The sequence below is a fragment of the Pseudomethylobacillus aquaticus genome (assembly GCF_003730115.1).
GTDB classification, from domain to species: Bacteria; Pseudomonadota; Gammaproteobacteria; order Burkholderiales; family Methylophilaceae; genus Pseudomethylobacillus; species Pseudomethylobacillus aquaticus.
This window is the reverse complement of record NZ_RJVP01000001.1, coordinates 409,212-422,899: the sequence shown is the minus strand read 5'-3', so window position 1 is coordinate 422,899 and position 13,688 is coordinate 409,212. Positions and strand designations below refer to the sequence as shown.

Here is a 13,688-nt window from a genome sequence, read left to right as displayed (position 1 = left end):
CGGCGCTTACTTCTGCGTTTGCACGATCACCAGTGGCTCGTCTACCGTTTCAGCAGCTTGTTGCTGCCATGCCGGTGGCTTGCGTGGACCACGTGGCTTGGCTGGTTCGATCGACTCTACTATTGGCGCAATGATGGCATCCGCCTTGGTCTCCACCAGTTGCAGGCCGCTGGCCGCCAGATCAGGCAGCTTGGTCTCTGCCGCTGGCTTGCGACGACGTGGTTGACGCGGTTTGCGCTCGGTGGCCGCCACTTCCTGTGGTGCATCCGGTGCTGCAGCTTCAGTCACGGCGGCAGGCTCGGTAGCCGCTGAGCTGGCTTCCGGCATGGCGATCTCCATCTGCACTGGAGCGGCGCTTTCGCGTACGGCAACAGGTGCTGCCGCTTCTGTATCAGCGACGCTGGATGTCTCGGCTACAGGTGGATTGGCTGGCTTGGGTGTGCGTTTAGGCTCACTGGTCTGGCTGGTTTCAACAGCATGGACCGGTTCCAGTATATCCACGGATGTGTCGGCAGAGCTTTGGTTGAGTGTGGTCTCTGCAGCGCTTGCCTCTGCAGCCGGGTTCACGTTGCCGTTTTCGTTGCGATCACGCGGGCCACGTTCACGGCGGCCGCCGCGACTGCGACGGCTGCGCTGTTCGCCAGCTTCACCTGTGGCCGGCGCTTCAGCACGGTTGCCGTTCGCTGCTGGCTTTTCGCGCTCTACGTGGTCTGCTCTAGCTTCTGCTCTTGGTTCACGCTCTGCACGTGGTTCGCGCGCTTCACGCGGCTCACGTGGTGGACGTGGCTGACGGTTTTGCTCGGAAGCTGCGCGTTCCGGGCGTGGGCCGCGTTCACCTTGTGGGCGCTCGCCTTGTACCCGCTCGTTGCGTTGCTGATTGGGCTGACGCTCGCCGCGCGTTTCATTGCGCTGCTCACCACGGCCTTCAGTGCGCTGTTCGTTACGCTGCTCCGGGCGACGTGGCTGGTTGCCACGGCGATTACCCTGACCGCGGGGTGATTCGTTACGCTTGGCGGTGGCAGGGGCCGGACTGTCTGTGGTGGTCACCAGGCCGGACAAGAACTTCTTGACGCGGCTGAAGATGGACAGCGCAGGCGCTGCGACCGGCGCTGCGACTGGCTTCTCGGTCGCGATAGGGGCAGGCGAGGCAGGGGTGATTCCCTTGACTGCCGCTTCCTGACGCAGCACGGGCTTGCCATCCTTCTTGTCGTTTGCAGCAGCGGCTGTCTCGGACGGCATTTCCACCATCTCGTAGCTGGCACGCGCTGTATCGCCATTCACATCATCCTGCTTGATGCGCACGATGTTGTAGTTGGGGGTTTCCAGATGGATGTTGGGGATCAGCACCACTTCAACGCCCATGCGTTGTTCGATGGCATGGATCTCGGCGCGCTTCTCGTTGAGCAGAAAGGTGGCTGCTTCAACGGGCAGTTGTACCTGGATGATGGCGCTGTTTTCCTTCATCGCCTCTTCCTGGGTGATGCGCAGGATGTGCAGGGCGGTGGATTCGATGCCGCGTATGTGGCCGGTGCCATGACAACGTGGGCATGGCATGTGGTTGCCCTCACCCAGGCTGGGGCGCAGGCGCTGACGCGACAGTTCCAGCAGGCCGAAGCGCGAGATCTTGCCGGTCTGTACGCGGGCACGGTCGTAATGCAGCGCATCACGCAGACGGTTCTCGACTTCGCGCTGATTGCGCTGGTTTTCCATGTCGATGAAGTCGATCACCACCAGGCCGCCCAGGTCACGCAGGCGCAGTTGGCGCGCCACTTCATCAGCGGCTTCCAGGTTGGTGTTGAAGGCGGTCTGTTCGATGTCTGCACCCTTGGTGGCGCGGCCGGAGTTCACATCCACGGATACCAGCGCTTCGGTATGGTCGATGACGATGGCGCCGCCGGAAGGCAGGCGCACTTCACGCGAGAAGGCGGTCTCGATCTGATGTTCGATCTGAAAGCGCGAGAACAGCGGTACTTCATCACGGTACAGTTTGACGCGGGACACATTGCCCGGCATCACATGGTTCATGAACTGCAGGGCTTGTTCGTAGATCTCCGGCGTATCAATGAGGATCTCGCCGATATCCGGCTGGAAATAGTCACGGATGGCACGGATCACCAGGCTGCCTTCCTGATAGATCAGGAACGGGCCGGATTGCAGCGTGGAGGCGTTCTCGATGGCGGTCCACAATTGCAGCAGGTAGTTCAGATCCCACTGCAGTTCTTCCAGATTACGGCCTATACCAGCGGTGCGGGCGATCATGCCCATGCCGTTGGGGATCTCCAGTTGTGCCATCACATCACGCAGCTCGTTGCGGTCTTCACCTTCGATACGACGGGAAACGCCACCACCACGCGGGTTGTTCGGCATCAGCACCAGGTAACGGCCAGCCAGGCTGATGAAGGTAGTGAGGGCGGCGCCCTTGTTGCCACGCTCATCCTTGTCGACCTGAACGATCAGCTCCTGGCCTTCGCGCAGGGCTTCCTTGATGCTGGAACGGCCATCCGCGCCATTCTGGAAATAGCTGCGCGAGACTTCCTTGAAAGGCAGAAAACCGTGTCGGTCGGTGCCGTAGTTGACGAAGGCCGCTTCCAGAGAAGGTTCGATGCGGGTGATGACGCCTTTGTAGATGTTGCTTTTGCGTTGTTCGCGACCGGCGGTTTCGATATCGAGGTCGATGAGTTTTTGCCCATCGACGATGGCGACGCGCAGTTCTTCCGACTGCGTCGCATTGAATAACATGCGTTTCATTGAGTGCTCCCGCGCTCTTAGCGGGGTGGCAGTGTTACGGCGCGCTTGGCTGCACGCACGGCGGGCTGGAACTTAAGCAGGCGGACAAAGCCGTGACCTGCGAACGCAGAATCTGGCTGCAGTCAGCACAATGTACAGTTGACCATTTGTTGTCATTTTCCACCGTTGCAAAGGCGGGGGATCTACCCGGCGTCTGAGTGGAAACTGTTAATCCGGCACCAGTCTTGAGGTATCGGCTTGAATTTGTTAACGAAATGTCTCTGGATCTGTGGGCTGTGTGTCGCGTTGATTCTGTTAAAAGTTTAGTTTAGGTCAAGCCGGGATTATCGGCTAAAATCCAGTATTCCAGCTAAATAAGCCGCACGCTGCAGTTTTGCGAGTCGTCTGCGGTGGCTAGAGCGCATTAGTTGTCATGCAAGTTTCGCTACTTATATTGTTGGCGAGCGATATTAACCAACGTATCTGTTCAGGCAATATTCTTTAATTATTATCGAAGAGCAGGCGCTATGCGCTTGTCAGCGCAGTTAAATTTTTAATTGAATTTAGTTGGCGCGCTGGTTTTTCGATACCGCGTAGTATAGGTGAGATGGTCAATTTAAGCAAAACTGTCAAAAACGTGGCGGAAGAGGGGGGCGATACGCTCAACCCGGCCAGCGTCAATAACGTCGCCGTCGATGAAAACAGTGCCGGGCAACGTGTCGATAACTTCCTCACCCGCTTGCTGCGCGGGGTTCCCAAGAGCCATATCTACCGTATCGTGCGCAGTGGCGAGGTGCGCGTCAACAGCAAGCGTGTCGAGGCCAGCCACAAGCTCGCCGTGGATGACCAGGTGCGTATCCCGCCGGTGCGTACCGCTGTCAAGCCGGCTATGCAGTCCGCCGGGCCTGTGTCGGCCCGGCTGGAACATACCATCCTGTTCGAGGATGAAGCACTGCTGGTCATCAACAAGCCAGCCGGCCTGGCCGTGCATGGTGGCAGTGGCATCAGCCGTGGCGTGATCGAACAGTTCCGGCTGGAACGCCCGCAAGCCAAGTTCCTGGAACTGGTGCACAGGCTGGACCGCGAAACCTCCGGCATCCTGTTGCTGGCCAAGAAGCGTGCTGCGCTGGTGGCCCTGCATGAGGCGATCCGCAACAACCAGACCGACAAACGTTATCTGATCCTGGTGCATGGCGTGTGGCCGGACCAGAAGAAACGCGTCACCATGCCGCTGCAGAAATATGTGCTGCCCAGTGGCGAGCGTCGCGTGTCGGTGCAGCCGGATGGCCAGCATTCCGAGACCGTGTTCCATCTGCGTCAGCAGTTCGCTGAATTCAGCCTGCTGGAAGCGCAGCTGGTCACCGGCCGCACTCACCAGCTGCGTGTGCAGTTGGCGCATCTGGGATTTCCTATCGCGGGCGATGACAAATACGGGGATTTCGCCGTCAATAAGCAGATGCAGCAGCGCGGCCTGAAGCGCATGTTCCTGCATTCCGCCGATACCAGCCTCAAACACCCGATAAGTGGCGAAAAGCTCAGGCTGGCAGCGCCCTTGCCAGCAGAATTGGACCAGTTCCTGCAAAAGCTGAAAGCGGGTAAGGCATGAGCCGCCAGTTCGACCTGATCGTGTTCGACTGGGACGGTACCCTGGCCGATTCCACCGGCATGATCGCTGCCTGCATACGTGAAGCTGCGGAGGACGCGGGTCTGGCCGTGCCCACGCTGACGGAGGCGCGCAGTGTCATCGGCCTGGGGCTGCAGGAGGCGATCAGCATGCTGCTTCCCGATATCCAGCCTGCACAGCGCCAGCTGCTGGTGGAACGCTACCGCTACCATTATTACGCGCGTGATGAGCAGACCGCCTTGTTCGAAGGCGCTTACGCAACAGTGGAAGCCTTGAAGCAGCGTGGCCATCTGCTCGCGGTGGCGACAGGCAAGGGCCGCAACGGTCTCAATACGTCATTGCATAACAGTGGTCTGGGCCGCTTTATGGATGCCACGCGCTGTGTGGATGAGTGCTTTTCCAAACCGCATCCGCAGATGCTGCTGGAGCTCATGGACGAACTGGATGTCCCGCCAGCACGCACCTTGATGATAGGCGACACCAGTTTTGACATGCAGATGGCCGACAATGCCGCAGTTGCGCGCCTTGCGGTCGGCTTTGGTGCCCACCCGATGGCGGCCTTGCAGGTATTTGATCCTGTGTGGGAAGCCCATACCTTCGACGAGCTGAGCTTATGGCTACTCAACAACGCCTGATCTGCTTGAGTACGGATTTGCAGGAAAAGGGAACCGGGGTCCGCTTCGCCTTGCCTGAGCTGGGTGCGCATGTCAGCGGCTTTGTCCTGCGTTATGATGGTAATGTCCATGCTTACATCAATCAGTGTGCGCATTTGCCGGTGGAGCTGGACTGGAACGAAGGCGAGTTCCTGAGCCGCGATCAGCAACATCTGATCTGCGCCACGCACGGTGCCCTGTACCAGCCACAAACCGGTGTCTGTGTGATGGGCCCATGTCAGGGCAAAGCGTTACGCAAGCTGGAGGTGACCGAACAGGGCCAGCAGGTGTTCATCAATCTAAGCAGTCTCGATCAGAAAGTATGACGATATGTATGAAGAGTTAAGAAAGAACGAAGCTGGCGAAACCATGCAGCCTGAAGCAGCGGCGAGTATGCAAAGCCCGCCTGCCAGCTGGCAGCAGGAGCTGATCGAGAAGTTGCTGGGTCAATCCGTGCGTGAGCAGCGCCGTTCCCGCCAGTGGGGCGTGTTCTTCAAATCGCTGACCTTTCTGTACCTGTTCGCGCTGCTGTTCGTCGCACTGGATCTGGTTGACCTGAGCGGCACCTCCACCAATGGCCATACCGCGCTGATTGATATCCAGGGCGTCATCGCCAGCGGTGAAGAGGCCAGTGCCGATTTTATCCTGACCAGCCTGCGTTCTGCTTATGACAGCCAGCAGACCAAGGGCGTGATCCTGCGTATCAACAGTCCGGGCGGCAGTCCGGTACAAGCGGGCATCATCAATAACGAGATCCGTCGCTTGCGCAAGCAGTACCCAGCCATTCCGGTCTATGCCGTGGTGGAAGACGTGTGCGCATCGGGTGGTTACTACATTGCGGCGGCAGCCGACAAGATCTATGTAGACAAAGCCAGCGTGGTTGGCTCCATCGGTGTACTCATGGATGGTTTCGGTTTTACCGGCACCATGGAAAAGCTGGGCGTGGAGCGCCGTCTGCTCACGGCGGGCGAGAACAAGGCGCTGCTGGATCCATTCTCTGCGATCAAGCCTGAACATGAAGCGCATGTGCAATCCATGCTGGACGAAGTGCATCAGCAGTTCATCCAGGTGGTACGTGAAGGGCGCGGTGATCGCCTGCATGAGACCGATGACATGTTCAGCGGCCTGTTCTGGAGCGGTGAGACCAGTATCCGCCTGGGCCTGGCCGATGCCTTGGGCAATATGGATTATGTGGCACGTGAAGTGATCAAAGCGGAAGACATCATCGACTACACCCAGCGTGAGGGCGTGGTGGATCGTTTTGCCAAACGGTTCGGTGCGGTGCTGATGAATACCCTGACCAGTGGCAGTCTGGGCATGAAGTAAGGCCAAGTCACTCAAGGAATGAATTACTAGAGCAATGGATCACTGGAAGAACAGAAAAGCCGGCATCGCCGGCTTTTTTATTTTCGACAGTCACCAGTTCAGTCTTGCGCTTCCCTGGCTTGCTGTCTCGTAGCAAAAGGCTTTGCGTCAGCTGGCACTGCGGCGGCTGAAATTGATCAGGCCGTTGGTGGAGCTGTCATGCGTGGTGGCGACTTCGCCGGCCTGCAGCTGAGGCAGGATGCCTTGCGCCAGTTGTTTGCCGAATTCCACGCCCCACTGGTCGTAGGAATTGATGTGCCAGATGATGCCTTGCACGAAGATCTTGTGCTCGTACAGGGCGATCAGCTTGCCCAGCGTGCGTGGTGTGAGCTTGTCGAACAAAATGGAGCTGGTGGGGCGGTTGCCACCGAACACGCGGTGCGGCATCAGTTCGCGGATCTCGTCGGCATGCATGCCCAGTGCTTCCAGTTCATGCTTCACTTCCAGCGAGGTCTTGCCCTGCATCAGCGCTTTGGTCTGTGCAAAGAAGTTGGCCAGCAGCATCTTGTGATGCTGGTCACCGTTATCGCCTGCCGCATATTGGCTCTGGATCGGCATGAGGAAATCGCAGGGGATCAACTTGTTGCCCTGATGGATCAGCTGATAGAAGGCATGCTGACCGTTGGTGCCGGCTTCACCCCAGATGATGGGGCCGGTGCTGTAAGGGATGCGCTTGCCTTCGCGGTTGACGAATTTGCCGTTGCTTTCCATATCGGCTTGCTGCATATAAGCCGGGAAGCGGGACAGGCCCTGGTCATAAGGCAGGATGGCCTGGGTTTCGGTATGGAAGAAATTGTTATACCAGACGCCTAACAGTGCCATGATCACTGGCATGTTCTGTTCCAGTGGCGCGGTGCGGAAATGCTGGTCCATATCATGCGCACCGGCCAGCAGTTCTTCGAAATTGTCCATGCCCACGTACAGCGCGATGGACAGGCCGATGGCGGACCACAGCGAGTAACGGCCGCCCACCCAGTCCCAGAATTCGAACATATTGGCGGTGTCGATACCGAAGGCATTGACCGCTTTGGCATTGGTGGACAAGGCTACGAAATGCCTGGCCACATGCGCCTCGTCACCTGCTGCTGCCAGGAACCACTTGCGCGCTGAACGTGCGTTGGTCATGGTCTCCTGCGTGGTGAAGGTCTTGGAGGCCACGATGAACAGCGTGGTCTCGGGGTCGCATTGTTCCAGCGTCTGCGCCAGATGGGCACCGTCCACATTGGAAACGAAGTGCGCATTCAGGTCCGGGCTGGCGTAGGGCTTGAGCGCGCCACACACCATGACCGGGCCCAGGTCGGAGCCGCCGATGCCGATGTTGACCACGTCGGTGATCTTTTTGCCGGTATAGCCCAGCCATTCGCCATTGCGTACCTGCTCCGAGAAGCTGCGCATCTGAGCCAGCACGCGGTTCACTTCCGGCATCACGTCCTTGCCATCGACGATGACCGGGGTGTTGCTGCGATTGCGCAGCGCGGTATGCAGTACGGCACGCTTCTCGGTGAAGTTGATCTTTTCACCGTTGAACATGCGTTCACGCCATTGCTCGACCTCGGTGTTGCGCGCCAGCTCGAACAGCTTGGGCAGGGTGTCTGCGGTGATGCGGTGCTTGGAATAGTCCAGCAGCAGGCCATCGACCTCCAGCGAGAATTTCTCGAAACGTTGCGGGTCCTGATTGAACAGGTCGCGCATGTGCAGCGGGAAGACTTCTTTTTGATGCTCGGCGAGTTGTTGCCAGATAGGGAAGGTAGTTGGGTTCGTCATTATCGGTATAAGGTGTTGATCTGGTTACTGTGTGGGTTTGCGTTGCAGGATAACGCCTGCCAATGGCGGCAATGTGACGACCAGTGAATGAGGATGTCCCATCCAGCTGTGCGCTTCGCTGCGCAGTCCGGCGCCGTTGCCTTGATTGCTGCCACCATAATAACTGGCGTCACTATTGAATAATTCAACATAATCGCCCGGGACGGGAACACCCAGACGATAGCCGGTGCGCAGCACCGGCGTAAAGTTCAGCACCACCACGATGAAACTGCCATCGCGTGCCTTGCGCTGAAAACTGATGGTGGACTGGTCGTGGTCACGGCAATCGATCCATTCGAAACCTTGTCCCTCAAAATCCAGCTCGTACAGGGCGGGGATGGTGCGGTACAAGTGGTTCAGGTCGCGGCTGGCGTGCTGCATGCCCTGATGCCAGTGTGCGTCGAGCAGATGCCAGTCCAGGCTGCTGTTGACGTTCCATTCGCGGCCCTGTCCGAATTCATTGCCCATGAAGTTGAGTTTTTTGCCCGGCGTGGTCATCTGCAAGGTGGTCAGCAGACGCAGGTTGGCGAACTTCTGCCAGGCATCGCCCGGCATCTTGTCCAGCAACGACTTCTTGCCATGCACCACTTCGTCGTGCGAGAACGGCAGCACGAAGTTCTCGCTGTAGGCATACAATTGGCCAAAGGTCAGCTTGTCATGCTCATAGCGGCGGTACACCGGGTCATGCTCGATGTATTTGAGGATGTCGTTCATCCAGCCCATGTTCCATTTCATGGAGAAACCCAAGCCGCCCAGATACACCGGCCTTGAGATCATGGGCCAGGAGGTGGATTCTTCCGCGATGGTCAGGGCGCCCGGGAACTCGTCATGCACCATGACATTGAGCTGTTTGAGAAACTCGATGGCGTCCAGATTCTCGCGTCCGCCGAACTTGTTGGGCAGCCATTCGCCGGCTTTGCGCGAATAGTCCAGATACAGCATGGACGCCACCGCATCGACACGCAGGCCGTCAATGTGGAATTCCGACAGCCAGTAATGTGCATTGGCCAGCAGGAAGTTGCGCACTTCGTTGCGGCCGTAATTAAAGATGTAGGTGCCCCACTCCTGATGCTCGCCCAGGCGCGGGTCTTCATGCTCGTACAGCGCAGTGCCGTCGAAGCGGGCGAGCGCCCAGGCGTCCTTGGGGAAGTGGCCGGGCACCCAGTCCAGGATCACACCGATATTGGCCTGATGGAAGGCATCGATCAGCAGGCGCAGGTCATCCGGGTCGCCAAAGCGGTTGGTCACGCCAAAATAGCCGGTGGTCTGATAGCCCCAGGATTCGTTGAGCGGATGTTCGGAGATGGGCAGCAACTCGACGTGGGTATAGCCCAGGCCTTGCACATAGCTGACCAGTTGGTCTGCCATCTCGCGGTAGGTGAGGAACTGGCCAGCCTCGTTGCGGCGCCAGGAGCCCAGGTGTACTTCGTAACAGTTGAACGGGGCATGCAGCCAGTCGCGTTCACCACGTGCCTTGAGCCAGGCTTGATCCTGCCATTGGTGGGCACTGGCCGCCGTGACCTTGGCTGCTGTGCCAGGGCGCTGTTCAAAGCTGAAACCATAAGGATCGGTCTTGCTGACCAGATTGCCGCTGTGGCGGTTACGCACCTCGTACTTATACAGTGCTTGTGCGTTGAGGCCGGGAATGAAGATATCCCACAGGCCGCTGGAGCCATGCGCACGCATTGGGTGCATGCGGCCATCCCAGTGGTTGAAGTCGCCGACCACACTAACGCGTTCGGCATTCGGCGCCCAAACTGCGAAGCGCACGCCAGTGACGCCGTCCTGCTCGCTGACGCGAGCACCCAGCGTTTTATATGCCTGCAATAAACGCCCTTCACCATGCAGATACAGCTCATCTGCGGTCAGGGTGGAGCCGAAAGAATAGGGGTCGTATTGCTCATAGGCACTGCCATCGTGCTCGATGCGCAGCAGACAGGGACTGGGCGGGGCGATGTCGCCCTGCCATACATACAGGCCGTTACCATGACTGCGTAACAAAGGGTCCCAGCCTGAGCTGGTTTTCAGCCAGACACGGTCTGCATAAGGGAGGAAGGCGCGAAATACAAACGACTTGTCCTGCCTGTGTGAACCGAGGTAGGCAAAAGGGTCATGATGGCGTGCGTCGAGGATCAGCGCGAGCTGTGTATCTGGTTTATTTTTGGACAAGGGCGCCTTCAATTTTATTTTAGCTGGCAAGCCGTAATTCTACTGGATTGCGTCCAATTATCCTGTCTATAATTGAATCACGGTTTGAACGGTGAACCTTGAATCACAGCGCCGGATAACATTGCGATTCAATAGACATCACATCGAATGTCAAACTATAAATCAGGAGGCGCAAAAATGCAGCAGGATTTAAATTCATCACGGTTTATCAGCGCCCTCACCAAGAACACGGTTGCCTTGATCCTGGCAGGCGGACGGGGTAGTCGACTCAAAAACATGACCGACTGGCGTGCCAAACCCGCCGTTCCTTTTGGCGGTAAGTTCCGCATCATCGATTTCCCACTCTCCAACTGCATGAACTCCGGCGTACGCCGCATTGGTGTGGTCACCCAGTACAAATCGCACAGCCTGATGCAACACATCCAGCGTGGCTGGGGGTTCCTGCGTGGCGAGTTCAATGAGTTCGTCGAATTGCTACCGGCGCAGCAGCGTATCCAGGAGGAGTGGTACAAGGGGACCGCAGACGCGGTGTTCCAGAATCTGGACATTCTGCGCAATATTGGTGCGGAATATGTGCTGATCCTGGCCGGTGACCATATCTACAAGATGGATTACGGCCAGATGCTGGCCGCGCACGTGCGCAACAAGGCCGACATGACCGTGGCATGCATCAATGTGCCGCTGGAAGATGCCAAGGGCTTTGGTGTGATAGGCGTGGACGAGAACGATCGCGTGGTCGAGTTCGCCGAGAAGCCAGTCAGCCCCAAACCCTTGCCAGACAACCCGGAGCAGGCGTTCGCCAGCATGGGCATCTATGTGTTCAATGCTTCGTTCCTGTACGAACAGCTGATCCGCGATGCCGACGACCCGCGCTCGAATCATGACTTCGGTCAGGACATCATTCCTTATATGATCCGCAAATACCGGGTCTATGCGCATCGTTTCACTGACAGTTGCGTGGGTGCAACCGATGGCAATTACTACTGGCGCGATGTTGGTACGGTAGATGCTTATTGGGAAGCGAACATGGAATTGACCAAGGTGGTGCCAGAGCTCAATCTGTATGACAAGACCTGGCCGATCTGGACCTATCAGGAGCAGCTGCCTCCGGCCAAGTTCGTGTTCAATAACCCTGAACGCTGCGGTCGCGCGACCGACTCCGTGGTGTCTGGTGGTTGCATCATCAGTGGTTCCAGTGTCACCGATTCAGTGCTGTTCTCGGATGTACGCGTGAACAGTTACAGCAGCATCGAAAGCTCGGTGATCCTGCCCAATGTGGATGTAGGCCGCTATGTCACCTTGAAGCGGGTGGTGGTCGACAAGGGAGCCCGCATCCCGGACGGCATGCAGATCGGCATCGATCACGAACTGGATAGACAACGCTTCTATGTGTCCGAAAAAGGCATCGTACTCGTCACTCCCGAAATGCTCGGGCAAGGTCAGCACTACGCGCGCTGACTCCCCGCATTACTTTCATCCATATCGACATGCGCAACCCCCGGCCCTGGTGGCCGGGTAGTCAGGGGATTACATGCCGACGCGCAAACCCGATACAACAAGGCATTCCATGAAGTCGTCATCTCCCAAGCTCTACCTCAATCTTTACTGGCATATGCACCAGCCGGATTACCGTGACACGCTCAGCGGCGAGTACGTGCTGCCCTGGACCTACCTGCATGCCATGAAGGATTACACGGACATGGCCTGGCATCTGGAAAACCTGCCCGCCGCGCGCGTCACGTTCAATTTCGTGCCGGTATTGCTGGACCAGCTGGAAGATTATGCAGACCAGTTCGCCACCGGCAAGATGCGTGATCCCTTGCTGGCTCTGCTGGCAGAGCCCGATCTCAAGCACATCAGCACCGCGCAGCATCGCCTGATCCTGGAGAGCTGCTTCAAATGCAATCACGAAAAGATGCTGACGCCATTCGCTGATTACCAGCGCCTGTATAACTTGTATGTGGCGGTGGAGACGCAGGGCGGTCATGCACTGGATTATCTGTCTTCACGTTACATCGCTGACCTGCTGGTGTGGTATCACCTGGCCTGGACCGGCGAGAGTGTGCGCAGGACCAGTACCCTGGTGCAGGCCTTGATGCAGAAGGGCAGCCACTTCACGCTCGAAGAGCGTCAGGCGCTGTTCAAGCTGATCGGTGAATTGATCACCGACTTGATCCCGCGCTATAAAAAACTCAAGCATCGCGGTCAGATCGAGATCTCCAGCACCCCGCATCACCATCCCATCATGCCCTTGCTGATCGACCTGAAATCCACGCGTGATGCCATGCCGTTCGCGCCCTTGCCCCAATGTGGCAAGTATCCGGGCGGTCAGGCCCGCGCACGTGCGCACATAGTGTCGGCACAAGTCAGTCATCTGAAACGATTTGGCTGCGAGCCGGATGGCATGTGGCCATCCGAAGGCGCTGTCTCGCATGCGACATTGACCCTGCTGGCCGAGCACGGTGTCAAATGGGCGGCCAGCGGCGAAGGCGTGCTGGCCCATAGTATCTACAAATCCTTCAATAACCTGGATCTGCCGCCACGTCAGCAATACCTGTATCAGCCTTACCGGGTCACGGATGGCGAACACGAGATCTACTGCTTCTTCCGTGACGACCAGTTGTCGGACAAGATCGGTTTCGAATATTCCAAGCTGTTCACGCGTGATGCCGTCAACGACTTCATCGCGGCACTGGACAACATCCGAGACAGCTACGATGGCGAAGGCCTGCCGGTGGTGAGTGTGATCCTGGATGGTGAGAACGCCTGGGAATACTATCCTTACAACGGGCATTATTTCCTGTCCGAACTGTACGAGGCCCTGAGCACGCACCCCGATATCGAAATGACCACCTTCAGCGATACGGTCGCGCGCAGCAAAGCCAACGAAGCGCTGCCGGTCAAGACCTTGCCCGCGATCGCGGCCGGTAGCTGGGTGTATGGCAGTTTCAGCACCTGGATAGGCTCACCCGACAAGAACCTGGGCTGGGACCTGCTGTGCAAAGCCAAGAAACAGTACGACAAAGTGATGCAGGCAGGTACGCTAACGGAAACCGAGCAGGCCGCCTGCGAGCATCAGCTGGCCATCTGTGAAGGTTCAGACTGGTTCTGGTGGTTCGGTGATTACAACTCGGCCATCAGTGTGGACAGTTTTGACCGCCTGTACCGGCAGAACCTTGGCAATCTTTATCGCTTGCTGAAACTCCCGGTGCCGGATGTGCTCAATCGCCGTATCAGTGTGGGCAGTGGGGATCCGGCCATGGGCGGCACCATGCGACGTGGCCAGGAAAACTGACCGCGCGGCAAGCACCAGACCATGGCTGCAGCGGTGATGGCCGTGCATGAAA

9 protein-coding genes are annotated in these 13,688 nt (G+C 57.9%); 6 read left to right on the top strand and 3 right to left on the bottom strand.

Annotated features, from left to right (window positions below):
• Positions 1-6 precede the first annotated feature (6 nt).
• Positions 7-2,748, bottom strand: a complete 2,742-nt coding sequence (locus ED236_RS01965; RefSeq protein ID WP_123236249.1) for an Rne/Rng family ribonuclease — start codon at positions 2,746-2,748, stop codon at positions 7-9.
• A 586-nt stretch (positions 2,749-3,334) separates the two neighbouring features.
• Between ED236_RS01965 and ED236_RS01960 the strand changes: the two genes are divergently transcribed.
• From ED236_RS01960 to ED236_RS01945, 4 genes are all read left to right on the top strand, one after another.
• Complete coding sequence (locus ED236_RS01960) at positions 3,335-4,333, top strand: RluA family pseudouridine synthase (protein WP_123236248.1); 999 nt, start codon at positions 3,335-3,337, stop codon at positions 4,331-4,333.
• Positions 4,330-4,986, top strand: a complete 657-nt coding sequence (locus ED236_RS01955; protein ID WP_123236247.1) for an HAD-IA family hydrolase — start codon at positions 4,330-4,332, stop codon at positions 4,984-4,986. Before ED236_RS01960 ends, ED236_RS01955 begins: the two co-directional genes overlap by 4 nt.
• The gene (locus tag ED236_RS01950; RefSeq protein ID WP_123236246.1) at positions 4,965-5,330 is read left to right on the top strand and encodes a Rieske (2Fe-2S) protein; all 366 of its coding nucleotides are present in this window, start codon (positions 4,965-4,967) and stop codon (positions 5,328-5,330) included. Before ED236_RS01955 ends, ED236_RS01950 begins: the two co-directional genes overlap by 22 nt.
• 67 nt (positions 5,331-5,397) lie before the next feature.
• Complete coding sequence (locus ED236_RS01945) at positions 5,398-6,330, top strand: S49 family peptidase (RefSeq protein WP_123236586.1); 933 nt, start codon at positions 5,398-5,400, stop codon at positions 6,328-6,330.
• Positions 6,331-6,477: 147 nt separating this feature from the next.
• On the opposite strand, the gene pgi is transcribed toward ED236_RS01945, so the two are convergent.
• Both pgi and glgB read right to left on the bottom strand, forming a co-directional pair.
• A complete protein-coding gene (pgi, locus tag ED236_RS01940; RefSeq protein WP_123236245.1) occupies positions 6,478-8,133 on the bottom strand; it encodes a glucose-6-phosphate isomerase in 1,656 nt (551 codons plus the stop codon).
• A 24-nt stretch (positions 8,134-8,157) separates the two neighbouring features.
• Positions 8,158-10,341 (bottom strand): 1,4-alpha-glucan branching protein GlgB, encoded by a 2,184-nt coding sequence (glgB, locus tag ED236_RS01935; protein ID WP_123236244.1) that lies wholly within the window; start codon positions 10,339-10,341, stop codon positions 8,158-8,160.
• Between the two features lie 177 nt (positions 10,342-10,518).
• On the opposite strand from glgB, the gene glgC reads away from it, so the two are divergent.
• The gene (gene glgC, locus ED236_RS01930) at positions 10,519-11,799 is read left to right on the top strand and encodes a glucose-1-phosphate adenylyltransferase (protein WP_123236243.1); all 1,281 of its coding nucleotides are present in this window, start codon (positions 10,519-10,521) and stop codon (positions 11,797-11,799) included.
• Between the two features lie 109 nt (positions 11,800-11,908).
• The gene (locus ED236_RS01925; RefSeq protein ID WP_123236242.1) at positions 11,909-13,636 is read left to right on the top strand and encodes a glycoside hydrolase family 57 protein; all 1,728 of its coding nucleotides are present in this window, start codon (positions 11,909-11,911) and stop codon (positions 13,634-13,636) included.
• The last annotated feature ends 52 nt before the right edge of the window (positions 13,637-13,688 follow it).